The following is a 24,620-nucleotide window of genomic DNA, read 5'->3' as shown; positions in this document are numbered from 1 at the left end:
TTATAAAACCACCATGGCATCTCAGCCGCAACCCTGACATGAAAATCATGGGAAGGACGGTTGACTTTTGCGGTACGAGGGAAAATACATTAAAAAATACCCGGACGTTCCAATGGAACAGCCGGGTGGTTTTTACTTAAATTTCTTCCAGTCCAGGTTACTTTCGGCAAGCAACTCCTCGAACGATTTATTTTTCTCTTTCACTTTCTGTTCCGCGATTCTTTTCTCTCGCTCTTCCGCTTTGCGCTTCTCTTCCGCTTCCCGCATCGTACGGGAAGCTTCTTTCAGCTTCTCCAATGCATCTTTATCAATGCGATCACGCAGCGAGACTCCCTGGTCGTTCGCCTGTGCTCCGGATGGGGCCGGTTTCCGTTCTCTTTTCTGTTTCGCCATCTCGCTCTCCCCTTCTTGAAGAATATGGTTTTTTTATCATACCATCAAAAGGGGCGATTGAAAACATTTCATCAACCGCCCCGCTCTTTCTTATCTTCTGTAATTGTTCGCCATGGCGATAAACGTCTGCTCATCTTCGGTCAATCCACAGGCGCCGCACTGGATTCGGCGTGCGCTTCCTTTATACGGCATATGAAACGCATCCAGTGTTTCCTGCTCGTACTCCTGTACCACTTCCCCGTTGTGCGGGTCCATTTTTACATAGCGGGGAACCTGGTCGATAATTGCAAACCGGGTTCGGTTGCTTTTGCAGGCAGGACATAAATACGGTGTTGGCATGATGCTTTCATCTCCTTGTATGAAGTATTATCTTCGCAGTTTTTCCTTCAACAACCCAACCGCATAGGCCAACCCTCTAGCACGGCCGATTTCTTTATATACTTCTTTGCTTTCGGGCCGGTTACTGGCATTTAGTGCGGCCTGGATTTGCTCCTGCTGAATATCGGCGATCAACTTCTCGATCTCCTCCCGCCCCATCATGTTCTTCTATCCTTCCCTTCTTCTTTTTTTTAGCTTGCGACGAACGAGGATTTTTATGCACAGCTTTCCTGTAATTAGAAAAAGGTTCTAGCGGATGTATCTTTCCCATATGAATGAAGAAAAGTGGGCGAACATTCGCTAGATTGATAGGGAGAAAGGAGATCAAATGAACAAGCTTCTACGCGTCATCTGTTTCTTGTTGGGATTGGTGCTGGTGATATGGTTTGGACCCGCAAAAGACGGGGACACCATAGCAAAGGCAGCAAGTGTAAAGGAAACAAGAATCCTTACATATACTTCGTCTGCCCTTACGAAAGCACTGCCGAAAAGCAGTGCCAGACGTTCACCGCTTGCTGCGGCCGTACATAGTGAAAATCTGGACGAGCGGGGGGTGTTTACGGGCAAGAATCCACCTGTCCACTACCTGAAAAAGTTCCGCGGTAATATTTCCGCATACACAAACGGTCTTTCAGAGACGGGGAAATCCTCGCGTCACCCCCTTTACGGGATTACGGCCAGCGGCCACCGGACAAAAGTTGGTTACACGGTGGCCGCCGGGCGGCATATCCCGTTCGGTACGGTTCTTTATATTGAAGGGGTTGGCTATCGAACCGTTCATGATCGGGGCGGTGCAATCAAAGGAAACAAGATTGATGTCTTTGTATCGAGCACGAAGCAGGCAAGACAATTCGGGAGGCAGTCACTCGATGTCTATGTTGTCAAGTGGGGCGATGGCAAGCGAAAACGACGATAAAAAAACGGGCACAGAAATGTTCTGTACCCGCAAAAACAGTGACAACATATTCAGCAAAAATACTTTCCTAACTTAGGAACACTTAAAATATTACCTGATATTTTTGTTGATTCAATGAGTAAATTTTTACTGAAATGTTATCGTTTCTTTATAAAACGAAGTGTACCATTTATTGTATGAAAACCTTACAAATATAGGGTTTTTGCGCCATCGAAGAAATACAAAATCTTCCTGAGAACCGGCTGTCCGGTAATTTCTTCGACAGCACGGGCATAGCTTGCCAACTGCTCCTTATATCGTGCTTTAAGCAGTGCCTCCGTGAGGTCAGTCGTGCTGTCCGTCTTGTAGTCAAGCAATTCCCATCCGTCTTCTAGCTCGATTAAACAGTCGATGACACCTTGCAGAAGCACGGTTTCTTCCTGTGGAACCACTTTCTTGTGCTCTGCCCAATCCGGATAGACTTCACGGGCCGGAAGCGATAAATTGAACGGTATCTCACGGTAGATTCGAATGCCGTCCCTGACCCTATGGCCGGCTTCGCTATGGAAAAATTGCTCAAGCTGCGCCGTATCAACCGCTTCTGCTTCCATTGGTGTCAGCAGCTCCCGCTCTACCATTCGGTTGACTTCTTCCCGAATCTCTTCCGCCGTAAGCGTTCTGTCAAGCGGAAGCTGCTGCATGACCGTATGCATTGCAACGCCACGTTCTGCCGCATTTAGCTTCTTTTCGGACAAAAATTGTGGGCGTTCTGCTGCTTCGCTGCGGAACAAATCGGGTAAATACAACGGTCCGCCCAGCTCTTCTGCCTGGATCGCCGCCTGTCTCCGTCGTTTCAGCTCGGATACGGACATTTTTGATAAATGCTCAGTCGCAGGTTTGTACGCATAACTCCAGGAAAGCTGGCACTCGACCGTTTCCTGATACGGACCTGCAACGGGAACAGGTCGGCCTTCGGCAACCGCCCGTTCCATCTCACGCTGCGTTTGCTTCTCTTCCTCAAGCGTAATCAAAAGCGAAGAGGAAGAAAAACATGATACCGACCAGCGGGACTCATGATTACGAACAAATGCGGGGGCACGCTCCGCTTCACCAATCCATGCATACAGCGATTCGGCGTGCCTATGGCGCAGTAGTGCCGGGCCGATCCAATCTAAATACGTCCGTCCCTTTACCAGTTCGTAATCCGGCAACGTCCACGCGGGCGTGGACGCATGCTGGGCCCACTTCTCAACGGAGGCGGCCAGATTCTTCACCGTGCCAACCAGGAACAGTTTCTCGCGTGCCCGGGTCAGCGCCACGTACAGCACCCGCATCTCCTCTGCCAGTTGCTCCAAACGCATACGCCGCTTCATAGCCGTGTGCGCCAGCGTAGGGAAGCTGACACGCTGTTCCAGGTCGACGTATTTCGGGCCGAATCCAAGCTCTTTGTGTAACAGGAAGTTCCCGTTCAAATCCTGGAAATTATGCTGCTTGGAAAGTCCGGCGACGAACACGACCGGAAATTCCAACCCTTTGCTTTTGTGAATGGTCATGATGCGCACGACGTCTTCCTGCTCTCCTAGGGCGCGCGCCGTCCCCAGGTCCCCGCCCTGTGCCTGCATTTTTTCGATAAACCGCAGAAAACGGAACAGGCCGCGGAACGATGTGGCTTCGTACTGACAGGCGCGGTCGTACAAAGCGCGCAGATTGGCCTGACGTTGCTTGCCGCCCGGTAACCCGCCCGCAAAATCATAATAGCCCGTCTCGCGGTAAATCTTCCAGATCAGTGTGGACAGCGCCCCCTGGCGTGCCTCAGTGCGCCACTTTTGCAGTTGACCATGAAACTCATTTAGCCTTTTCCAGAATGGGGAACTCGTCTCATCATTCTGCTCCAGATAGGCAAGCATTGCTTCATAATATGTTTTGTCTTTTAGTGCCAGCCGGATTTGCGCCATCTCTTCCGCATTGAGCTGAACCAACGGTGAGCGCAATACGGCGGCGAGCGGAATATCCTGGAACGGATTGTCGATGACATGGAGAAGCGACGTCATCACTTCAATTTCCGTTGCGGCAAAATAGCCGTCGGACAGCTCGGCGTACGAGGGAATGCCATGCCATTTGAGTTCCTCGGCCATAACCGGTGCCCATTGACTTGCCGAGCGAAGCAGGATGACAATATCACGATACTGTACCGGCCGCATGGTTTTGCTTGCTTTGTCGTATACGAGATACGGTGGAACACCGGCTGCGCCGACCAACTCTTTGATTTTGCCGGCGATAAGCCGTGCCTCCAGCCGGGCCGCTTCCAGCTCAGACGCATCCATTGATGCCTCACTCCCTGCCAGTGCGTCTGCATCCGTATCCTTTTCATCTGTATCTCCGCTGTTGTAAGCCGATTCTTCTTCTGTCGCTCCCGCCTTTTCTTCGCTGCGATCGATAAGCAACACTTCGATGCAAGAATCGACCCCTTCTTCTTCCGGATAGTCCAGCGCACCGAGCACCAGTTGTGCAGCATCATCGTACTCAATTTCTCCGGCGGTTTCAGTCATAATCTGCTTGAAAATAAAGTTCGTACCATCAATCACCTCACGGCGGCTGCGGAAGTTTTTCGCCAGATCAATCCGTTTACCGCCGCCCTTTCCGTCAGTCGTAAAGGTTTTATACTTGTGTAGAAACAGTCCCGGTTCGGCCAGACGGAAGCGGTAAATACTTTGCTTTACGTCTCCAACCATGAACAGATTGCCATTCGCCTCGCCGTCTTTTGTCACGAGGCTGACGATCGTTTCCTGAACTTCATTCGTATCCTGGTACTCGTCGACCAGGACTTCGCCGAACTGTGTTCGGTATTCCAGTGCAGCGGCCGAAGGAAGCAGCCGATCCGGCGTGGCATCTTCATGAAGCAGAATGCGCAAGCAGTAATGCTCCAAATCGGAGAAATCGACCAGGCCTTTTTCCTGCTTAAGCACGCTATACCGCTCACCGAAGCGGCGCACCAGCTCAATCAGCTTGTCAATCAGCGGCGCCATCTCGCGGGTAAATTCAAAATAAGCCCGGGGCGGAACCGCAAACATTTCTTCCTTCAGCGTTTCCACCACTTTTTTTACACGCTCGCGCAGTTGCTTTGCTCTGGTTGCAAGCACTTCGTCAGTTTCATTCTTCTTGCACGGCTTTAATTTGCCGAACTTCGCGTTTTGGAACGTTTCATATAATGCATCCCATGTTCCGTCACATTGCGTAAGCAGCGTTTCGATAAGCGCGGTATCCTCTTGAAAGTTAGTGAGATAGGGCGTCGGTCCGCCGTTCATCTGTGCAACTTCCGCCCCACGGCGCAGCAGTTCAAGCGCCCCGTTCAACTCCAGCCGCACATCGTTTTTCAGATGCGTAAACCATGGCAGTTCATAAAACGCTTCAAGATTTTCCACCTTATACATCCGTGCCATCTCATCCAGCCAGTGTTCCGGCCACGGATGACTGCGGGCGAAGTCATACAGCTTCAGCACCAGATATTGAAGCGCCTCGTCCCCCCTGTCATCCGTATAGCTATCCACAAGACGGAAAAATAACGGATTATTCCCGTCTTTTTCATATTCTTCTTCAAACAGCCGATCGATCGCTTCCTGGCGCAACATCTGCGCTTCCATACCGTCAGCAATCCGAAAGGACGGATCAATACCGATCAGATAATAATAGCGCTGCAGCACTTCCATACAGAACGAGTGCAGCGTCGTAATTGAAGCCCGGTTCAGAAGTGTCAACTGGCGCCGCAGGTACGAGGAGGGCTGGGCGGCGGCTGCTTTCTCCAGCGCGGCGCCAATTCGATGCCGCATCTCGGCGGCCGCTGCATTCGTAAACGTCACCACCAGCAGGTTATCCACACTAAGCGGATGGTGCTCATCGGTAATCCGCCGGATAATGCGTTCGACGAGCACGGCTGTTTTTCCCGAGCCGGCCGCCGCGGCAACCAACACATTCGAACCGCGTGAGGCAATCGCGTCCCATTGTTCGTCCGTCCATGTGCTATCCACCGGTTTTTCCAGCGTCCTCATCCCCTCTCCCCCTTTCCTTTCTCTGCAATTGTCCGCCACATCGCCTCTTTTTCTTCCTGACGCAGCACCCGGAATTCGCCCGGCTCTATCATCTGGTCGAACTGGCAGACCGATTTATAGGAGCAGAATGCGCAGGCTGTCCGCTTCTTATGGCGGTACGGATGGATAGAGACATCGCCTTCCGTAATGCGCACCCCGATTTCTTTAATGACGCTGCGCGTATAGCTGCGCAGCTGATCAAGCCGCTCAGCGGAGATGACTTTAGATGTGCTGTAGAATCCCCCGTCTTTTTTCAGGGCAACAGGTAGAATATCCGAATATCCCGTGCCAAGCTCCGTATCCATCAACCGGATAATCTCTTCATCTTCCACCAGCAGCCCTTTCATCTTAAACCGTTTGCGGATTTCGCTCTCGATTTTCTCCCCGGATAAAGGTATCAATGAACGCAATAGTGGATTGTGTACATGAAAATACAGAATGCCGGCCGGCAACGCCGCCTGTCCGAAGTACGCTTCCGCCTGGGAAATCAGCACATCAAGGTATGTCAACATCTGCAGAGACAGGCCGAAGTATACATCTTCAATCGCCAGATCTTTGGCGCTGGATTTGTAGTCAATAATGCGCAGCAGAAGGCCCTGCTTCCCTTCCACGCCGTCAACCCGGTCAATGCGTCCGATAAGCTCCATCGTGCATTGGTTTGGCAGCTCGAATATAAGCGGCGGAAGGTCGGCGCCGGGACCGAATGCAAGCTCAAGCGCCCGCGGCGTAAACCGGCTTCGTCGCGCATGCTCGCCCAGCATAACGGCGGCGCGTCCGACCACGTTCTTCAATTTATATGTTAAATAATGATTGCGTTTGGAGCTGAGAAGAATCTCTTTTTGCAGGAGCGGCGTCAGCGCATCGACCTGTTCGGCGGCGAGCCTGCGCATCTGTTCCGCCTCCAGGGCGCCCCATTCCATCTGATGCTTCTCCATATGCTCGCCTATCATTTTCAGCGCGGCATGGAACAGTTGCCCGATATCGGGCGCTTCCAGCCGGTACATCTCTCGTTCGCGTAGCTTTAGTCCGTGTGAAGCAAAGTGAGAGAACGGACACGCTTGAAATCGCTCCATACGTGAAACGCTCGCCCTGATTTTGGAACCATAAAGCTCCCGGCTCGTTTCTTCCCTTAACGATTTCTCTTCATTTCGATAGAAAAGGCTGCGGGTAATGCGCGCCTGCTGATCCGGAAATTCACGCGTAAGCCAGTTGTACGCATCCCACCAGATCGAAGCAATGCCATATCCTTTCCGCCACTGCTGAAGCTGCACGCTTACGTATGAAAGCGCGCGCGACGGATTGGCCAGAAAGGCAAGCTGCTCTTCTTCGGCAGCTACTTCGCCTGCTTCGATTGTGATGAATTCTTCCTTTACTTTTGGAAACATGTCCTTCATGCGTTTCATAACCCCCGACGGCAGCAGGCCTTTCCCTTCTTCATCCGCGAGCGCATAGCTAAGAAACAGCCGTTCAGAAGCGGATGTGAGTGCCCGATACAGCATAAGCTCTTCTTCCATCAATCTGCGCCGGCTTCCCGGTCCAAGCGCCATGCCGTTTGCCAGAAGCGTCTCCCGCTCCTCTTCCGACAGCATGCCGTCTTCTTTGGGCCGCGCCGGAATGACGCCGTCGTTGATGCCGAGAATAAAGGCGCACTTTACGCCTGCGAATCGGGTACGATCCAGGCTGCCGACCAGCACCTGATCGAGCGCCGGCGGTACAAGCGCAAATGTCAGGCTCTCCATTCCCGCCTCGAGGATAGACGCAAATGTATTCAGATCCATTGGCTCGTCGCCCATCACTTCCACGATTTGATCGAGCATATTGATGACCGCCTGCCATACTTGTCCGTGCTCGCGGGCCTGTTCTAAGCGGGAGTCGTCTTTTGCCTCTTCGCTCCACCTCTCCAATTGCTGTGGCACATTCAACTTCATAAGAAACAGGTACAGGGCTTCGCAAAGGCCGCGTGCCTGCTTTGCTTTCTTCAGCGATTGCTCCAGCCCGAGAAGAGGGGCGACGATTCTTTGACGCAGCTCATTGATTTCTTTCTCCAGCATAAGCTCATCGTCGCTCTGCCGCATGGCGGCGGCCGTCTCTACGGAATTCTCATCCAGTCCGCGGTAAGTCCGGTATTTCCATTCCCGCTTCATGTCGGTCCAGCGGTACCCTTCCATACCGTGCGCAAGTACATAGTTCTCCAATCTATCAATTCGATGCCGCATAGCCTCCGCTGTCTCATCCGCCTCCCGCGCAAGCAGCAGCTCCGTTTTCACACAGCGAAAAATCGCTTCGTACCGCCAATTATAGCGAATGACCTCCAGCGCCGAACGGATAAACTCGGTCAACGGGTGGTACAGCATCGGCCGCTTCTCATCAAGAAATGCGGGAATTCCGTAATCTTCGAAAACGGTCGTAAATAGGTGTTCGTACTCTTTTATATTCCGTACGAGAACCGCTATATCGCGAAAGCGGTATCCTTGATCCCGTACAAGGGACAGAATGCGCTGGGCCGTCCCTTCCACTTCGGCGCGCCGGTGGGCGGCCGCCGCCATGCGAACAGTCTGTGTCTCGTGCTGATATTGCCGGATAGGGCGATTGCCGTAATGCGCTTCCAGATGGGCCAGTGCCGGATTATGTGCAAAACGGGCCACAGGACGGTCTTCGGAAGAAAGCTGTATCGGTGTTTCCACACGCACGCCGCTTGTCTCTGCTAACTCTGTCAAGGTTCGGTATGTAACTTGAGCTGTGTAAAATAAATCCAGCTCGTCTACTTCTTCCTCCCTCTCATACGGCCGGTCCATCGTCAGCGTTACTGTCATATCGCCCGCATTCTCCCACAAAGCGCGCAGGACCGCCAGCTCCTGGGGTACGAAATGGTCAAACCCGTCCACCCAGATTTCCGCTCCGCGAATATAGCGGGATCTACCCAGCCGTTCCGCAAGCAGCGGCAAATAATGTTCAGCATCCAGATAACGGTCCGTTAGATAACGTTCTAACTCATCGTAGATTACATGCATATCATGCAGCTTATCAGATAGAAAACCGCTTGTCTCCCCATCGCTTTTCCGGATCAGCGCCTCTCTCTGCCGCAGCAACTCTTCCGCCGTCATCCCGTGGCGGACCAGTTCCCCGTACATCTCTTCGAGCTGTTCGGTAAAACCGGTCCTTGACATGGCACGGCCGAACACGCGCAACTCGCTGCCGCGCTTCTCCAGAATACGACGGAGCACCATTTGAATGCCGGTGCTGTCAATATGTACACGGGCAAGTCCTCCTGTCTCCTGCAGTATCTTCCATGCCAGGCGGCGAAAACTGAATACCTGGGCGCGCATTGTACCCGGAAGACCGGACTGGGCCGCTAATTTATACTCTGCCTGGAAGCTCATCTGCTGTGGAACAAGGTAGATCAGCGGACTTCCCATCGGTTTTTGCCGCAGACGATCGCAAATTTCACGGATGCATAATGCGCTCTTTCCGCTTCCGGCCCGGCCGAGAACTATACGAAGGGCCATGTTTCTCCAACCCCCTTTTCCATTATTTCTCTCTATTGTATATCAGATCATTCGTTCGCATAAACTACAATTTTTTATCTGTCTCCGCCAGTACTTCTCCTATTTTCCGTTCGTGTATAACGAGATCAGCCATCGAATCAAGCGGTGTTGGCTCCATGTTTACAATGACAAGCTTCGCTCCGTTTCGTTTGGCCAGCTGCGGAAAATAGTTTGCCGGGGAAACCTGAAGCGATGAGCCCAGCACGATAAACAAATCGGCTTTTATTGCTTCCCTCTCTGCCATGTCCAGCGCTTCTTCCGGCAGAGCCTCACCGAACAGCACCACACAGGGCCTTAAGAATCCTCCGCATGCGCATATTTCTCCTCCGGTTTCTAGGTATTTTTTGCCCGGATACTCTCGCCCGCAATCCAGGCAGCGCAGCAGGTTAATCGTGCCATGCAACTCGGCCACATTCTTGCTGCCCGCCTGCTGGTGGAAACGATCCACATTTTGCGTGATGATAGACTGGATGCGTTCTTCCTTCTCCCATCTGGCCAGAATTTCGTGTCCGGCGTGCGGACGATAGCGTGTCAGCATGTCAATTCGTCCACGATAGAAATCGGTAAACTCCTCCCGGTTATGCATCAGGGCAAATGTACTGGCCAGTTTGGTCGGGTCTTTATGGCGCCAGATTCCCTGTTGGGAACGGAAATCAGGGATTCCGCTTTCTGTTGACATTCCTGCTCCGGAAAAAACGACGGCGTATTTTGACTCTTTCAACCAATTTTCCAGCATTTCTCCATCGTCTCCTTTTCTTACTCCGAACTACGATAAGCATACAAAAAGCCTTGCTCAAGGTCGAGAAGGCTTCCTGCTTTATCTTTCTCGTTGTCACACATGTCTGCAGCAAGGCTTTGAGTGGTTTTGAAATATTTTTCAAAATAAGCACCTCGCCTCCTTGCAGTGTCCCTTCTATTATAATATGAATCCACATGAATTTACAGTTATTGAAACGATTAAGCTTATAGCGAGAATTCAGTTGATTTAACGATATTTACCTGATATTCCTTATTAAACTTGCTAAATGTTTCCTCTGTTGCTGATTCGAATCCTGGTATTGAACTCATGCAATCTTCTAATAGGTATAATCTTGAAGTAACATCCTTTTCGTCTGCGTAATATTCGAGAATTTGCCGAACTGATTCCAGGACACAATGGGACTTGGCTTCTCCTGCTATAATAATCTTGTCATATGATTTTATCATTTCTAAAAATTCAACATTACAATAATCTGTTCTATCATATTCCGGTTTAATAATCCCGTACATTTCACTTAAAGGGTCTTTACCTTTTACTATTTTTTCTATTGTTGATTTTCTGACAAACGAGTGGAAATGAACAATATTTGAAAATTGACCTTCTAAGGCAGCTCCCATCGTTCCTTCAATGCAATGATACGGCCATATACACAATTGCTTTTTACTTAGCTTTTCAAGATTTTGGACATATTCTAGACTCTCTTCTTGTTTCTCAACCGCAACCCATTTTCCCATCTTAACATCTCTAGCAGTTATAATTGTAAATGGATTTGGGTGATTACCATTTTCATCGACCCACCAACTAGGATGAAAAATTTGATGTATTTGATGAGTGTCGAGAGAAACTGCGATGGTTGTGATCTTTTCTAAATTGTTATAAATAAACTTTGTTACATTACCTATGTCCTTATGTGAATTTGGAACTGCCAGCTCCCCATTCTCCATAAAATCATTTTGAAAGTCAATCCCGATTAGCAATACCCTTGTGGCATCTAGATCGGAAGGAGTTTGATCTTCTAAATTCGCGAGGGCTAATAAGTCATTCATTTTTTTTGTATTTTTGCCACCAATGGCTCCTAGATCAACAATCTCTTCAAAACTGGTTCTCATAAGCACTCCTCCTAGTCATCAGCTACTAAATAACTTTCCATTTTTCCCTCGCCATTCCCTTCTTTTTCAAAAAAAACGCGGCGGCCAGCGTGCGCTTTATGTCAGGAAATCACTTTTCGTCCCAGTATAAGTCCCGGCACAATGAGCAGCAGTAAAACTATGCTGAGCGGAAAAGCGGTCCAGATAACCTGCCAATCAATATAGCCCTCCAGCAGCAAACGGTAATACGTATACAGGCTGTACGGAAACAAAAGCGCGATAGCCGTTATCACACCCGGCGTATAACCCCGGTACAGAATCGCCTGCCCTACATGGGTAAACACATTCACAAATAAAATATGAAGCGCTGCAATATATACCACCAGGAACGACCCGCCATCCGGCAGCGACTGCACCGTAAACAGCGTGATGGCCGACAGCAATAGAAAAATCCAGGCGACCGCAACCGAAAACTGGGCCGTCTTGATGGGAAACCGTCTTTCAAAGAAACCATGAAACGACTGCAGGCGGGCAGGGAGGAGATTGTACATCGTCGCTTTATTCTTATTCAGCCAGCTCTCTACAGTGAAAATCTCTTCAAAATCATGCAGCATAAAAATAATAGGGAACAACCAGATTACCGTACCAATTTCTAGGGATTGATTTAACCATTCAACCATTTCGATCCTCCTCCATATAACTAACTTAAAAGTTATATAACTTTTAAGTTAGTTATATGTTAATCGATCAGGTTTTGTCAATAAAAACAAAACCCGAAAGCAGCACAGTAGGCCGAGTTTCGAGTTTTGATCTATCCATATTACAGTTCTAAAATGATCCGCTTCTTTTGCAGCTCCCCCAACGCATTTTTCGCTTCCGCCGCCGCATGCGCATCTCCTTTTTCTTGTGCCGCCAGCAGTGCATCCAGCGCCTGGTCCGTCTGAATGTCAAACAGGATTTTCTCCCCCGAATAAATCGCCATACCGACTCCTCCCCGCCGAAAGGTATATACGGTAACCGATGCCGTTTTGTCTTATATGATTATGCATATGAACCGTATGGTATGATGAAAGAGAATCCTAACGAACACTGCAAAAGATACAGGAAAGGCGTGATACGATGGATTTGGGTTTACGGGATAAAATCGTGCTGGTGACCGGTGGCTCCAAAGGAATCGGTCGGGCGATCGCTGAAGCGTTTCATAAGGAAGGCGCAAAAGTCGCCATTACGGCACGGAGTGAAAAAGAATTAAAAGAGGCAGCATCCGAAATAAAAGACGCTCTTGTACTGCCTGCTGACCTGACAGATCCGAAAGCGCGGAAATCCGTAATGGAGCAAGTGATAGAGCATTATAGTACCATAGACATTCTCGTTAATAATGTAGGCGGAAGCAATGGAGGAGCCATCCAGGAAACGGATGTCGAATTATTTGAAGCCGCGATGAACCTCAACTTCTATTCTGCGGTTGATTTAAGCAAGCGGGCTGTTTCCGTTATGAAGGAAAAAGGAGCGGGATGTATTATAAATATAAGCTCGATCTATGGTCGGGAATCGGGTGGCAAACCGACCTACAACGCAGCAAAAGCGGCCATGATTAGCTTTACGAAAGCGCTGGCGAACGAGGTAATCCCGTTCGGCATTCGAGTCAACGGCATTGCGCCCGGCGCGATTCTCCATCCAACCGGCAATTGGCAGAAGCGGCTCAAAGAGAATCCCGAGAAAATTCAGCGGTTTGTAAAAAGCGAAATTCCGGCCGGCCGTTTCGGAACAGTAGAAGAGATTGCCAATGTGGCGCTGTTTCTGGCGTCGGAAAAAGCGTCCTGGGTGGTCGGCGCCACACTCAATGTGGACGGCGGACAATCCCGCAGCAACTTCTAGCCGATGACAGAGGAAGGGTGACTGACTTTTACGGTACGAAGGAAAAGAGAGGGAAGAACGAAGGGATGATTTCAATATAGAAAAAGGCGAAGGCCTTTTTCTTCCCCGGATCTTCTTTCTTCTCCTCCTTCTTTTCTCATGATTTTCATAGAAAAAAATTGTCCTCTCCCTTTTGGTAGAGGACAGCTTGATTGTATATTTACTTCAGAATGCGTATGGCGTCGCCTTCCCTTAATTGATAGGTTCCATGCGGATGCACGACTTCGCCGCTGCCCTGGTAGATGCCTTGCAGCCATCCGTGCTCCGGATGCTTAATCTTAAGCGCTTTACCCACTACAAGGGAAACAACCTCATTATTTTCGAGAGACAATTTACCGCTTCCGTCGATGATTCGATATGTGCCTTGAATGCTATCCATACTCATCCCCCTGTCCACGAATTAAATCATTTATTTATAAAGTATGTGAGAAAAGCTGTTGTCGAGTTGCATACCGGTAATTTCCAGATTTTTTCCATACAGGTAAACCGTATGGAAAATTATGTTCTTAATATTTAAATTATATCGCATTAGCCATAAAAAGACAAATACTCTTACATACCCACGCGGTTAAGCACAGTGCTGTTCGTTCACTTGCCCAAAACGGCGCTGTATACGCAGCAAGCGCGCCGAAAGGCCGATAGCCCCAAACAGCAGGCCCGTAATTAGGCCAATCCAGTAGCCGAACGCGCCAAGCGATGTATAGTTAGCGGTCATATATCCGATCGGCAACCCAATAATCCAGTAGGACACAAGCGCAATAATAAATACGATATTGACGTTTTTGTATCCGCGTAATATCCCTTGAATCGGCGCAGCAACAGCATCAGATAACTGAAAGAAGATTGCGTATATCAAGAAGTGCCGGGTTAGTTGCAACACGGTTGTATCAGTTGTGTATAACGCTGCTACCTGTTCACTAAAGAAGAATAAGAAGCATGCGCATAACAATGCCATACTTACCGCCATGCCAATGCCAAGATAGCTATACTGCTTTGCATCTTTGAACCGCTGTGCCCCTACTTCGAATCCGACTGCAATCGTAAGCGCCATGGCAATGCTCATTGGTACCATATACAAAAGCGATGCGAAGTTGAGCGCCGCCTGGTGTGCAGCGATTGTTGCCGTACTGAATTCGCTCATTAGGAGGGTCACCGCTGCGAAAATACTCGTTTCAAAGAAGACAGAAAAGCCAATGGGTACCCCGATTTTCAGTTGTTCTTTCCACGCCGCGAGCGAAGGGCGATACAGCTGGCGGAATATCCGGTAGCCCGAAAACGGTTGTACTCGGTGGATAACATATATACTTAACAGTGCGATACACCAATATGTCACAGCCGATGCGTACCCTGCCCCTACCCCACCTAATTGTGGGAAGCCAAATTTACCGTAAATCAGTATGTAATTCAGGATCACGTTCAATGGCAGAGAAACGAGCGTAATTCCCATGGTCACTTTTGTGTAGCCGAGGGCATCAATGAAACACCGAAGCACCGTGGAGATAAAAAGCGGAGCAATTCCGATTCCAATGGCGAGAAGAAAGCGGTATGCAATATCGCGTACGGTCGTGTCTAAATCCATTGCGTTTAAAATAGGAGAAAGCACCAGGCCGCCACCAACCATGACAAGTACGGCAAGCACGAGTGACAAATAGACACCCTGCAAAACGGTAAATGGTATTTGCCCCTTTTTCTCTGCGCCTAAAAGCTGTGCAATCATTGGGGTTACAGCCATCATAATTCCGTTTAATCCTGTAAAAACAGGCATCCAGATGCTAGAACCGATGGCCACGCCAGCCAAATCGCTTGGACTGGCATGCCCTGACATAATGGTATCAAAGAAATTCATCGCATACAGTGTAAGCTGGGTAACAAGGATCGGCAATAAGATTTCCAGCAACTGACGGTTTTTTTGTTTTAAAGAATATGTCTGTCTCATGTTTCTTCCCCTATTATTAAAAAATCCTTACGAAAAATAATCATAATCATGGCTACCTTATCACATCAGGTAAATATTGTGAATCATTAATTTTGGCTATAAAGAAAAAGAGACGAATAAAAGAATGTGGCTTTTTCGTCTCCAACTTTGTTTCTACATATAAAAACAGGGTCTTGTTTTTTGAAGTAATCGTGGCAAGAAAAAAGCCAGAACACATCAGATATGCATTCTGGCTTTTATGACATCCACTATACTTTAAATTTGTTTAACATATTTTGTAGTTCGTCTGCTTGCTCATGAAGAACGTGTGCAGTTCGCACATTTTCTTCCATAGAAGCTAATTGTTCCTGAGAACTTGCGGCAATTTTCCGGGTGTGATCCAGAGACTCGCTCGCAATTTGCGACGTTTCCTCGGCTGCTGCCGAGATTTGCTGTGCGTTTGCTGATACTTCCTCGGTGACGGCGGAAATCATCTGAATTTTTTCAGAAACATCTTGAATCAGATGGAGAATGCTTTCAAATGATTGTCCCGCCTGAGATACCATATCGGAACCAGCCTGCACTTCGCCGGTCATTTGATTCATGGCTTCTACTGATTTGATGGAGTCTTCCCGAATCGCTTGCAGTGAACTTGTAATTTCACTTGCGGAATTTGCCGACTGCTCAGCCAGTTTACGTACTTCATCAGCCACCACAGCAAATCCGCGGCCGTATTCTCCTGCACGGGCAGCTTCGATGGCGGCGTTTAAAGCTAGCAAGTTAATTTGACTCGAAATATCTGTTATCAATTCTACAACATGACCAATTTCGTTCGTCCGTTCATTCGTTTTTCTAACAAGCATCGTAGAATGAGATAGCGAATTGGAAATGGAACGCATCTGTGCAATCGCCTGTTGAATACGGCGGTTCCCTTCGTTTGCTTCTTGTGATGCTTCCAATGATTCTTCCGAAATGGCCAGTGACGATTCGGTGATATGTTGAATGCCGGAGGCGATTTCTTCCATTGCTTTCGCATTTTCCTCTGCGGCTTGCGCCATTGTTTCGCTTCCAGATGCGATTTCCTGGGTAGCGGCTACCATTTGATGAATCATCTCGCTTGTCAATTGCGAGCTTTTCGATAATTGTTCGGATGAAGTAAGTATATGATTGGATGTCGCTGCTACCTTCTGCATCATATCTTTTAATTGCAGTTGCATTTGATTGAAGCTTGCAGCAAGCATGCCGATTTCATCCTGGCCTGGCACGGAAATTTCCTCGCGTAAATCGCCTTCTGCTACTTTTTTTGTATGATCTGCCAAAAGCAGAATCGGTTTTGAGATTCGGCGGGCAACGACATAACCGACAGCACAACCTAACACAATAAGTACCAGGGTAGCAATCATGCTGACAATAATAATATATCGGTTAAGTTCAGATACAAACTTTGCATCCATGTCGATGCCGAGAATCGTATTAGTGCCACTAAGCCGAATAAATGCGGATTTATGCACTCCGTAGCTATCCTTGTAAATGTCACTTACTTGTGATGTACCGTCGAAAGCTCTTAGCATTTCTTCTGTAAACGGATAGTCGTTATTACGTTGTTCTGCTGCTTCGCTCAGTGCTACGATATAGGTTTTATCTTTTTTACCGAGCACATATGCGTTTTCTACGCCCATTTGCTGTTTTTGTTCATTTAAAAACGTCAACAGAGTATTATACGCACTATCGGAGCCGCTGTCTGCTTGATTGACCACGTTTTTATCAATCATACGCCCCAGTACTCGAATGTTTGTTTTAAGCGTACTTTCAAATTGAGGAAGCACATACTCATTCACAATTCCCGTTGAAATCTTGTACGAAATAAAGCTGAATATAATCGATAAGCCCAGGATACATAGCGCAAAAGAAACGGTGATTTTTTTGCTAATCGAATGACTTATCTTAAACATGCACTGTTTCCACCTTCCGCTGTGCTTCCGTTTGCGTTACCTGTTCCAACAGGAAAGATATGATGTCATCAAGCGTATCGACCGTTGTATACGGGGAAATAGAGAAAAACTTGACGGCGTAAACCGGAATCCGTTCTGCGGAATCCTGCGCATCAATCAGGCACTGTCTTGTCGTGTCACCGAAAAAGACGCGTTCACGCTGTTTACCCAGTTGCTCGAAAATTGGATAGTTCCACTCGTTGTTGTTTATGATGCGTGTGCTTGGTAGACGACCTGCCTGTTCTTCCTGCCATTCCGGCTGACCTGGATAAAAGCGGAACGTCGTAATCGGACCTGGGTTGTTTTCGTTCGTAATCGCCACATTCGGGAAGACGGATAGAAGCTTTTCACGGAATGCCATATTAACGCGTACATAATTGGCCAGGATTTGCTGGTAGCCCTCCACTCCAAACGCGAGCAATGCGGCATATATCGCAATGGAACTTGCCATGCGTGAGCACTCAAGTGTATAACTTGTATGGTAGCTGCCGTATCCACGGTTGCCGACATACGGTGTTTCGAATTCATGCAAATCAAGCAATCCGATATCTTTTCCGTTTTTTACAAGAAACAGGCTTGTTAAGTACGGCGTTTGGCCAAGTTTTTGGAAATCAAAGCACAGGCTATCCGCCAGATGCAAATGCCGCATTTTTTCACGAATCTCCAGTAGCTTCTCACATAATGGTGCTTCGAAATTCAGCGGATTGCGGTCAAAATCATACTGGTTGAATAAGCAGTAAAATCCGCCGAGTGCAGAGTCTGCATGGATATGAACAGAAGAAAGTCCATATTGTTTTGTCACGTCATCTGCTGTTTGCTTGATTGTCTGAACATCATCAATACCGAATGAATCGGTGGCACCTGTCGTAGCTACAATATAAATCGGAATCCCGCCATCCTTGATTACGCGCTCCATTTTTACCCGCAAATCCTTTACATCCATCGCATGTGTGGTAGGGTCAGTTTTAACCGTAATTAAATGGTTGCTGCCGATTCCAGTTGCTTCCATCGATTTGAGCAGGCTGTAGTGTGCGTTTTCGGAAGCGAAGCAATACAAGTTATTCGGCACTCCTTCTTCTTTGGCACGCGGGAATTGCTTGGCGATAGCAAGGCGCAATCCGGAAAATACAGCCCCTTGTCCACCCCATGTCGTATAGCCCCACGAGTGTTTGACATCGTAGCCCACAAGCTTCGTCATCATCGCGATGACTTTCACTTCCGCTTCCGCTCCTGCCGGACCGTATACATCCCACAGATTGTTGCCATTTAACAATGTCGTTAGCAACGCTCCGATAATGCCAGGAATACTAGCCATTGGCAGGACGTTTGTAACAAAGTTTCGTGTATGGTATGGATGTCCTTCCGCAAGTTTAAGAAGTTCCTGTAACACTTCCTGCATACTTGTACCACGTTGAGGCGCTTGTGCGGAATCCATAATCTCTTTGTAGAATTCCCCTGTTCTTTCGCGCATTGGACCGAGTGTAGAAAGGTTTGGATCTTTTAGTGCGTCGAATTCCTTAACCAATGTTTCAATTAGTTGTAATAGTTCTTGTTGTCTTTGTTTGTTTCCATCTTCACTAGGAAATAAGGATTGCACTTCTACCATGTTCATGCTGTCCACTCCATTCTTTTATTCTTTATGTTTTTATGCAAAAAGAAAAGACTATCCTCTATTCGGAATAGCCTGGGTCCTAAGCTTTTTGTGTTCACTTCTATATATATGAAAGTCTGCATGAAAAAATCTGCTAGTTTTACAGACATAGAAGTAAGCGCTGTGGCTTCGGCAACCGGCTGTCATAGTTATTAGAAACCTTAGACCCATGGCTTTGCGTCCCTATTTTTCAATAGGTTTGCCTTTATCGAATATATGAATATAGATATAGATAACTAGGAACTTTTCATCAGAAATATTTTACCAATAAATATAACAATTTCAACCATAAACATCATTGCTGTATTTTTAAAAATATTGAAAATGATTTACAGTATAAAAATTGACTGAATGTATTCTGATTTATGATGAAAGGAAATTTTAGAATCAATTCAACCGTTTGATTGGCAAAAAATCCGCGAAATTATATCTTATTTCCCCAATAGATACTTCTCAGGCAACTGTTATATGTATTATGATTGTATATAGAACAGTTATAACACTTATAGGAGATCACAGATATGCAAATAGAAATCAATCGACATCTCCACGTTCCGCTGGCCAAGCAGATTTATCAGGCGATTGTTGACCGCATTCAATCTGATTTATTGGAAGATGGTGCTCCCCTCCCTTCCGTACGGAGTTTATCCAAGCAAATCAATGTAAGCTTAATGACCGTGGTTCAAGCATATAACACTTTAGAAGAAGACGGATTTATCGTTCGGATTCAAGGGAAAGGAACATTCGTCCGCAAAAAAGAAGAAAAATCCTTCGTAAAGCGAGAATCTCCGTTCGACTGGCAGCTTTCCGTACCTGATTATTTGCCGCGTGCGCAATTTTCCCGCTACCATCAGATTTCCGCGCGTTTTGAATTTTTCTCCTCTACGATTGATCCGGGGCTTCTGCCGAATCGCTATCTGGAACAGGAAATTCAGCGGATTTTAGCCCAGGAGCCGCGCATTCTTTCTACTTACGGAGAGGTGCAGGGAGATGCGGCGCTAAGACAAGCATTGTCTGGGTATTTGCGTGGCAAGAAAATCGAGTGTGCGCCTGAGGAAATTCTGATTACGAACGGAACTCAACAAGGCATCGATTTGGTTGCGCGCACATTTATTGGACCAGGAGATATTGTGGTGACAGAAGCGCCTACATACCCTGCGGCAATCGATGTGTTTCGTTCCCGCGGCGCTACCATCCTACCCGTTCCTGTGGATGAACAGGGCATGCGGGTAGACATGCTGGGAGCGCTGTGCGAGAAATACAAACCGAAACTGATCTATACGATGCCTACGTTCCATAGCCCGACCGGTACGGTAATGAGCACACAGCGGAGGCGTCAACTTCTTGATATTGCGCATGATATGCAATGCCTGATTCTTGAAGACGATCCGTGGAGCGAGATTTATTTCGAAAAACAGCCGCCGCCGTCTTTAAAAAGCATGGACCCGCTTGGCCATGTTATCTATCTGAAAGGCTTAAGCAAAATTCTCGCTCCCGGCTGCCGGATCGGTGTGCTGGCGGCAGCAGGCACAATTTTCCATCGATTGGTTGCTGCCAAAGGCAATACCGATCTGGGCAGTCCGCTGCTGACACAAAAAGCAATCCTTCCCCTGCTCAACTCGGAGCGGATGCGCAATCATGTCAAAAAACTGCGCATCGCCCTTAAGCTAAGACGAGATATGATGACAGATTTGTTTGCGGAACTCATGCCGTCCGGCGTGAGCTGGATTACGCCTCAGGGCGGAGTGAATTTGTGGCTGGCTCTGCCGCCGCAGGTGGATACGGAAGATTTTCTCATCTATGCGCGGAACCACCAGATTACGTTTCTGCCGGGCGCGGCGTGCTATCCAATCGAATCCAAGCATCATTTTCTGCGGGTCAGCTTCTCATATATGAATGAACGGGAACTGCAGGAAGGCGTACGGGAGCTATGCCGGGCGGCCAGATCGTTTATCGAAACGACCACGGCTTACAGAAAAACACCCGTTGTATAACAATGAGGGTTAGCCCTACTTTCCATTTCTCTTCCCTTCAAATTTTCATAAAAAAACGGAGAGCGCCGTCAAAAGCTGCTCTCCGTTTTTTTTCACTATACCGTGCCGACTGCCGTCTGCGAACGATATTCTTTCACCATTTCCAGGAAATAGGCATGCATCCGCAGATCGTCCGTCAATTCCGGGTGGAACGAGGCGCACAGCAGGTGCCCCTGACGGGCTGCGACAATTTCGCCGTTATGGCGAACCAAAATATCCACATCGTCTCCTACCTCACGGATGAGCGGAGCGCGGATGAACACTGCACGAAAATCTTCGGCTATGCCTGGAATCGGCAGATCCACTTCAAAGCTCTCCCGCTGGCGGCCAAACGCATTGCGTGCCACCTTTATATCCATGAGACCGAGATGTACCCAATCCTGGCCTTCGATCTCGCCCGCCAGAATAATCAAGCCGGCGCATGTGCCAAACAACGGCTTCTTCTGCGCGGAAAACTCGCGCAGCGCCGTATCAAAACCGTATTTCTTCATCAATTTGCCGATCGCGGTGCTTTCACCGCCGGGAATGACCAGCCCGTCCAGCCCGTCCAGCTGCTCAACCCGCTTGACGGCGATCGCTTCCGCTCCCGCAAGCGTAAGCAGGCGGATATGCTCCGCCACCGCGCCCTGCAGCGCCAGTACTCCAATCTTCATCGCTTACCAGCCCCGCACAGCCATGCGCTCGTTTTCAAGAAGGGACGTCACATCGATGCCTTTCATTGCATTGCCCAGGTTTTTGGACAGCTCGCCGATTAATTCGTAATTGTCATAGTGCGTAGTCGCTTCCACGATAGCGCGAGCAAAACGTTCCGGATTTTCGGATTTGAAGATACCGGACCCTACGAATACGCCGTCAGAACCCAGGTGCATCATCAGCGCCGCATCCGCCGGTGTGGCCACGCCCCCTGCCGCAAAATTTACAACCGGCAGTTTGCCTGTATCATGTACTTGCTTCAGCAGTTCATACGGTGCTCCGATCGCTTTTGCTTCTGCCATCAGCTCGTCGGTGGACATGCTGGCAACCTTGCGAATTTGACTTTGCATCATACGTTGATGGCGAACCGCTTCCACGATGTTACCTGTGCCCGGCTCTCCTTTTGTGCGGATCATGGATGCCCCTTCGCCGATACGACGCAGCGCCTCACCCAGGTCACGTGCACCGCACACGAACGGAACAGTGAATTCTCTTTTGTTGATGTGGAACACTTCATCTGCCGGTGTCAGTACTTCGGATTCGTCAATGTAGTCTACGCCCAGCGCTTCCAGCACTTTCGCTTCCACATAGTGGCCGATACGCGCTTTCGCCATAACCGGAATGGATACTGCCGCCATAACTTCTTCCACGATTGTCGGGTCAGCCATACGAGCCACGCCGCCTGCCGCACGAATGTCAGCCGGTACGCGCTCAAGCGCCATAACAGCTACTGCACCTGCCGCTTCCGCAATGCGCGCCTGTTCAGCGTTTACAACGTCCATGATGACACCGCCTTTTTGCATTTCTGCCATTCCGCGTTTTACGCGATCAGTTCCCTGTTGTGCCATGTTATAAATCCTCCTGCCTTTTCCTCATTTTTTTGTTTTTTAGCTTAAATGATATAACACTTGTCGCCATTATTTCGGTCAAGTGTTATGAATTCGTTTTTTACAAAGAAGATTTTAGCGTATAAGTGTATATAACAGTCAAACACGTAATATAACACTTAACTTTTAAAATTGCTTCAAAAGAGAAAAGTCGCAAAAGATAGACTTAAACAAAGCCGTTTCGAATTGTAAATCCGGGTATTATAATAAATGAAGGCAATGTATCGTTTATGCAAAAAATAGAAGGTGTGCGATAATAATGAAAAAAAGATTAGTAAAAGATTCACGTGTAGTAAAAACCAGTATTGTACTTCCGCCGGATACGAACCAGCATGGAACTCTGTTCGGGGGCAAATTGATGACGTATATTGATGACGTGGCCGCCCTGTCGGCGACCCGCCATGCCCGGGCGCCGGTCGTGACGGCGTCTACCGATTCCGTTGACTTCTTGCATCCGATTAAGCCGAGTGATTCCGTGTGCGTCGAGTCGTTCGTTATCTCGACCGGAACCACTTCAATGGAAGTATTCGTCAAAGTGATTTCCGAAGGTCTGTATACCGGGGAGCGCAAAATCGCCGCCACGGCGTTTTTAACATTTGTAGCGCTTGACGAAAATAAAAAACCGGTGCCGGTCCCCGGCGTAGTCCCGGAAACGGATGAAGAGAAAAAGCTACATGAGCGCGCGGCACAGCGTTCACAAATGCGCAAAATGCGCCGCGAAGAGAGCCGCCGCCTGGCCGAGTTTTTAACGACGAGAAAGCCCTGGGAATAAACTTATTCCATTTATTGCTGAAGGGGGCATCCCGATTACTTTTGGGTTAGCCCCTCCTCTTTTCCTTTCTATTCCAAGAAATCTGGCCATTCTTTCCGTATTTTCAAACAGAAAAAAATGAGTTATAATTCACTCAATTCAGTTATTTCAGACTCGGTTTATTGAAAGCGCAATCATATATACAGGAGGTTTGGCCTTGAATCATTCCATGAACGATGAAAAAAAAATCGAGATGAGCAACGAGGTTTTAAAAAAGATTTTGGACCATTCGCCCAATGAAATTTATGTTTTAGATAAGGATGCCCGCATTGTCTATGTAAACAAAGCATGTGAACGACACTACGGAATCAAATTAGAAAATGTCGTAGGGAAAACAAATGATGAACTTACCACGAAAGATTATTGGAAACCTCCCATTCTTCCACTTGTCTTCAAAGAAAAGAAAGCGGTAACAATTAAACAAATCACATATGTAGGCAAAGAACTCATCACTACGGCGATCCCGTTATTGAACGATAAACAGGAAATCGAGCTCATCATTACGACCGGACAAGAACCGAATTACAAAGATATTCACATATCGGATGAGCAAGAAATAGAAGCGGCTGACCTGACTGACGCCTATAAAGAAAATGTGATTACAAACAACGAGAAAATGAATAATGTAATCAAGCTATGCGACAAGGTGGCCAGGGTCGACACAAACATTCTGATTCAAGGAGAGTCCGGCACCGGAAAAGGCGTTATCGCCAAATACCTTCACAAGAAAAGTCACCGGAGCCATGCTCCCTTCTTGTCGATCAACTGCGCGGCCATTCCCGAAGAACTGCTGGAGTCGGAGCTGTTTGGCTATGCGGAAGGCGCCTTTACCGGAGCGGTCAAAAACGGGAAACAGGGCCTACTTGAAATTGCAAATGGGGGCACCGTATTTCTGGATGAGATCGGAGAGATTTCACCCAAAATCCAGGCAAAACTTTTACAGGTGATTCAAGATTTGGAATTTCTCCCTGTCGGCGGCAAAGAGGTAAAAAAGGTGGACATTCGCATTCTTTCCGCTACCAACCGGAATTTATACGAAATGGTACAAAATAAGCAATTCAGAGAGGATTTATATTATCGGCTGAATGTGGTGAATCTGCAGATTCCTCCATTGCGGGAGAGAAAAGAAGACATCATTCCGTTAACCTACTATTTTCTATCTGCATTCAACCGAAAATACCAAGTAAATCGTATTATTTCACAAGAAGTACTCGATATTTTTTATAATTATGAGTGGCCCGGAAACATTCGGCAGTTAGAAAACCTGATCGAAAGTTTAGTCGTTACAAGTGACGGAATGATCCAAGTTTCCGATTTACCGCCGATTATAGTAGAGAATATAAAACCGCACGTCTCATCTGTAAAGCCGTCGCTTTCTTCTCTACAATCCATATTGGAGGAAGTTGAAAAAAATATTGTCGTCGATTCCTATACAAAATACAGAAGCACAAGAAAAGTAGCAGAACACTTATCCATTAGCCAATCGAAAGCATCAAGATTGGTGCGGAAGTATTGCAGCGACCTAGACTTTTATAAAGACTAGCGCCGAAAAGCCCGGCTGCAGCCGGGCTTCGTTAG

At 47.9% G+C, this 24,620-nt stretch carries 20 protein-coding genes and 1 riboswitch; of the genes, 5 read left to right on the top strand and 15 right to left on the bottom strand.

Features of this window, described 5'->3' with window-relative positions; translation table 11 throughout:
- Nucleotides 1-132: 132 nt before the first annotated feature.
- The 3 genes from ADA01nite_RS16000 to ADA01nite_RS22175 all read right to left on the bottom strand — a co-directional run bounded on the left by ADA01nite_RS16000 (nt 133) and on the right by ADA01nite_RS22175 (nt 933).
- Complete coding sequence (locus ADA01nite_RS16000) at nt 133-393, bottom strand: YqkE family protein (RefSeq protein ID WP_146811275.1); 261 nt, start codon at nt 391-393, stop codon at nt 133-135.
- A gap of 90 nt (nt 394-483) precedes the next feature.
- A complete protein-coding gene (locus ADA01nite_RS15995; RefSeq protein ID WP_146811274.1) occupies nt 484-732 on the bottom strand; it encodes a DNA alkylation repair protein in 249 nt (82 codons plus the stop codon).
- A 27-nt stretch (nt 733-759) separates the two neighbouring features.
- Nucleotides 760-933: a hypothetical protein gene (locus ADA01nite_RS22175; RefSeq protein WP_170230327.1), complete on the bottom strand. Its 174-nt coding sequence runs from the start codon at nt 931-933 to the stop codon at nt 760-762.
- A gap of 166 nt (nt 934-1,099) precedes the next feature.
- Here ADA01nite_RS22175 and ADA01nite_RS15990 point away from each other — a divergent pair, with 166 nt between their 5' ends.
- Nucleotides 1,100-1,687 (top strand): 3D domain-containing protein, encoded by a 588-nt coding sequence (locus tag ADA01nite_RS15990; protein ID WP_146811273.1) that lies wholly within the window; start codon nt 1,100-1,102, stop codon nt 1,685-1,687.
- 185 nt (nt 1,688-1,872) lie between these two features.
- On the opposite strand, the gene addA is transcribed toward ADA01nite_RS15990, so the two are convergent.
- The 6 genes from addA to ADA01nite_RS22170 all read right to left on the bottom strand — a co-directional run bounded on the left by addA (nt 1,873) and on the right by ADA01nite_RS22170 (nt 12,126).
- Nucleotides 1,873-5,712, bottom strand: a complete 3,840-nt coding sequence (gene addA, locus ADA01nite_RS15985; protein ID WP_146811272.1) for a helicase-exonuclease AddAB subunit AddA — start codon at nt 5,710-5,712, stop codon at nt 1,873-1,875.
- Nucleotides 5,709-9,257, bottom strand: coding sequence for a helicase-exonuclease AddAB subunit AddB (addB, locus tag ADA01nite_RS15980; protein WP_246147376.1), 3,549 nt, complete (start codon nt 9,255-9,257; stop codon nt 5,709-5,711). Before addB ends, addA begins: the two co-directional genes overlap by 4 nt.
- Nucleotides 9,258-9,321: 64 nt before the next feature.
- Nucleotides 9,322-10,032 carry an NAD-dependent deacylase gene (locus ADA01nite_RS15975; RefSeq protein WP_146811271.1) on the bottom strand — a complete coding sequence of 237 codons (711 nt, stop codon included), beginning with the start codon at nt 10,030-10,032 and terminating at the stop codon, nt 9,322-9,324.
- A 227-nt stretch (nt 10,033-10,259) separates the two neighbouring features.
- On the bottom strand, nt 10,260-11,165 hold the full coding sequence (locus tag ADA01nite_RS15970) for a cysteine hydrolase family protein (protein WP_146811270.1): 906 nt from the start codon (nt 11,163-11,165) through the stop codon (nt 10,260-10,262).
- 101 nt (nt 11,166-11,266) lie between these two features.
- Nucleotides 11,267-11,824 (bottom strand): HXXEE domain-containing protein, encoded by a 558-nt coding sequence (locus tag ADA01nite_RS15965; protein ID WP_146811269.1) that lies wholly within the window; start codon nt 11,822-11,824, stop codon nt 11,267-11,269.
- A gap of 140 nt (nt 11,825-11,964) precedes the next feature.
- Entirely contained in the window at nt 11,965-12,126 is a 162-nt protein-coding gene (locus ADA01nite_RS22170) for a hypothetical protein (RefSeq protein WP_170230326.1), read from the bottom strand.
- Nucleotides 12,127-12,263: 137 nt separating this feature from the next.
- Here ADA01nite_RS22170 and ADA01nite_RS15960 point away from each other — a divergent pair, with 137 nt between their 5' ends.
- On the top strand, nt 12,264-13,022 hold the full coding sequence (locus tag ADA01nite_RS15960) for an SDR family NAD(P)-dependent oxidoreductase (protein ID WP_146811268.1): 759 nt from the start codon (nt 12,264-12,266) through the stop codon (nt 13,020-13,022).
- A gap of 199 nt (nt 13,023-13,221) precedes the next feature.
- Here the strand turns inward: ADA01nite_RS15960 and ADA01nite_RS15955 are convergent, their stop codons facing one another.
- The 4 genes from ADA01nite_RS15955 to ADA01nite_RS15940 all read right to left on the bottom strand — a co-directional run bounded on the left by ADA01nite_RS15955 (nt 13,222) and on the right by ADA01nite_RS15940 (nt 18,573).
- The gene (locus ADA01nite_RS15955; protein ID WP_146811267.1) at nt 13,222-13,440 is read right to left on the bottom strand and encodes a hypothetical protein; all 219 of its coding nucleotides are present in this window, start codon (nt 13,438-13,440) and stop codon (nt 13,222-13,224) included.
- A gap of 189 nt (nt 13,441-13,629) precedes the next feature.
- Entirely contained in the window at nt 13,630-14,997 is a 1,368-nt protein-coding gene (locus ADA01nite_RS15950) for an MATE family efflux transporter (RefSeq protein ID WP_146811266.1), read from the bottom strand.
- Between the two features lie 248 nt (nt 14,998-15,245).
- On the bottom strand, nt 15,246-16,928 hold the full coding sequence (locus tag ADA01nite_RS15945) for a methyl-accepting chemotaxis protein (RefSeq protein ID WP_146811265.1): 1,683 nt from the start codon (nt 16,926-16,928) through the stop codon (nt 15,246-15,248).
- Nucleotides 16,921-18,573, bottom strand: a complete 1,653-nt coding sequence (locus ADA01nite_RS15940) for a pyridoxal phosphate-dependent decarboxylase family protein (protein WP_146811279.1) — start codon at nt 18,571-18,573, stop codon at nt 16,921-16,923. The genes ADA01nite_RS15945 and ADA01nite_RS15940 overlap by 8 nt, the downstream gene beginning before the upstream one ends.
- Nucleotides 18,574-18,746: 173 nt before the next feature.
- Nucleotides 18,747-18,832: riboswitch (cyclic di-GMP riboswitch) on the bottom strand.
- A 307-nt stretch (nt 18,833-19,139) separates the two neighbouring features.
- Here ADA01nite_RS15940 and pdxR point away from each other — a divergent pair.
- Nucleotides 19,140-20,612: a MocR-like pyridoxine biosynthesis transcription factor PdxR gene (gene pdxR, locus ADA01nite_RS15935; protein WP_146811264.1), complete on the top strand. Its 1,473-nt coding sequence runs from the start codon at nt 19,140-19,142 to the stop codon at nt 20,610-20,612.
- 95 nt (nt 20,613-20,707) lie between these two features.
- Here the strand turns inward: pdxR and pdxT are convergent, their stop codons facing one another.
- Nucleotides 20,708-21,304, bottom strand: a complete 597-nt coding sequence (gene pdxT, locus ADA01nite_RS15930; RefSeq protein ID WP_146811263.1) for a pyridoxal 5'-phosphate synthase glutaminase subunit PdxT — start codon at nt 21,302-21,304, stop codon at nt 20,708-20,710.
- 3 nt (nt 21,305-21,307) lie between these two features.
- Nucleotides 21,308-22,192: a pyridoxal 5'-phosphate synthase lyase subunit PdxS gene (pdxS, locus tag ADA01nite_RS15925; protein WP_146811262.1), complete on the bottom strand. Its 885-nt coding sequence runs from the start codon at nt 22,190-22,192 to the stop codon at nt 21,308-21,310.
- 298 nt (nt 22,193-22,490) lie between these two features.
- Here pdxS and ADA01nite_RS15920 point away from each other — a divergent pair, with 298 nt between their 5' ends.
- Together ADA01nite_RS15920 and ADA01nite_RS15915 are read left to right on the top strand one after the other, a co-directional pair.
- Nucleotides 22,491-23,003: an acyl-CoA thioesterase gene (locus ADA01nite_RS15920; protein WP_146811261.1), complete on the top strand. Its 513-nt coding sequence runs from the start codon at nt 22,491-22,493 to the stop codon at nt 23,001-23,003.
- Nucleotides 23,004-23,199: 196 nt separating this feature from the next.
- Nucleotides 23,200-24,585, top strand: a complete 1,386-nt coding sequence (locus ADA01nite_RS15915; protein ID WP_307724497.1) for a sigma-54 interaction domain-containing protein — start codon at nt 23,200-23,202, stop codon at nt 24,583-24,585.
- Nucleotides 24,586-24,620 lie beyond the last annotated feature (35 nt).

Source organism: Aneurinibacillus danicus (genome assembly GCF_007991215.1).
In the GTDB taxonomy this organism is placed as follows: Bacteria; Bacillota; Bacilli; order Aneurinibacillales; family Aneurinibacillaceae; genus Aneurinibacillus; species Aneurinibacillus danicus.
Note: the sequence above shows the minus strand (reverse complement) of the source record. Positions and strands in the feature narration are given on the sequence as shown.

Coding starts and splice junctions, on each gene's coding strand:
- ADA01nite_RS16000 (WP_146811275.1), bottom strand. CDS start 393: ATGGCGAAACAGAAAAGAGAACGGAAACCGGCCCCATCCGGAGCACAG.
- ADA01nite_RS15995 (WP_146811274.1), bottom strand. CDS start 732: ATGCCAACACCGTATTTATGTCCTGCCTGCAAAAGCAACCGAACCCGG.
- ADA01nite_RS22175 (WP_170230327.1), bottom strand. CDS start 933: ATGATGGGGCGGGAGGAGATCGAGAAGTTGATCGCCGATATTCAGCAG.
- ADA01nite_RS15990 (WP_146811273.1), top strand. CDS start 1,100: ATGAACAAGCTTCTACGCGTCATCTGTTTCTTGTTGGGATTGGTGCTG.
- addA (WP_146811272.1), bottom strand. CDS start 5,712: ATGAGGACGCTGGAAAAACCGGTGGATAGCACATGGACGGACGAACAA.
- addB (WP_246147376.1), bottom strand. CDS start 9,257: ATGGCCCTTCGTATAGTTCTCGGCCGGGCCGGAAGCGGAAAGAGCGCA.
- ADA01nite_RS15975 (WP_146811271.1), bottom strand. CDS start 10,032: ATGCTGGAAAATTGGTTGAAAGAGTCAAAATACGCCGTCGTTTTTTCC.
- ADA01nite_RS15970 (WP_146811270.1), bottom strand. CDS start 11,165: ATGAGAACCAGTTTTGAAGAGATTGTTGATCTAGGAGCCATTGGTGGC.
- ADA01nite_RS15965 (WP_146811269.1), bottom strand. CDS start 11,824: ATGGTTGAATGGTTAAATCAATCCCTAGAAATTGGTACGGTAATCTGG.
- ADA01nite_RS22170 (WP_170230326.1), bottom strand. CDS start 12,126: ATGGCGATTTATTCGGGGGAGAAAATCCTGTTTGACATTCAGACGGAC.
- ADA01nite_RS15960 (WP_146811268.1), top strand. CDS start 12,264: ATGGATTTGGGTTTACGGGATAAAATCGTGCTGGTGACCGGTGGCTCC.
- ADA01nite_RS15955 (WP_146811267.1), bottom strand. CDS start 13,440: ATGGATAGCATTCAAGGCACATATCGAATCATCGACGGAAGCGGTAAA.
- ADA01nite_RS15950 (WP_146811266.1), bottom strand. CDS start 14,997: ATGAGACAGACATATTCTTTAAAACAAAAAAACCGTCAGTTGCTGGAA.
- ADA01nite_RS15945 (WP_146811265.1), bottom strand. CDS start 16,928: ATGTTTAAGATAAGTCATTCGATTAGCAAAAAAATCACCGTTTCTTTT.
- ADA01nite_RS15940 (WP_146811279.1), bottom strand. CDS start 18,573: ATGGTAGAAGTGCAATCCTTATTTCCTAGTGAAGATGGAAACAAACAA.
- pdxR (WP_146811264.1), top strand. CDS start 19,140: ATGCAAATAGAAATCAATCGACATCTCCACGTTCCGCTGGCCAAGCAG.
- pdxT (WP_146811263.1), bottom strand. CDS start 21,304: ATGAAGATTGGAGTACTGGCGCTGCAGGGCGCGGTGGCGGAGCATATC.
- pdxS (WP_146811262.1), bottom strand. CDS start 22,192: ATGGCACAACAGGGAACTGATCGCGTAAAACGCGGAATGGCAGAAATG.
- ADA01nite_RS15920 (WP_146811261.1), top strand. CDS start 22,491: ATGAAAAAAAGATTAGTAAAAGATTCACGTGTAGTAAAAACCAGTATT.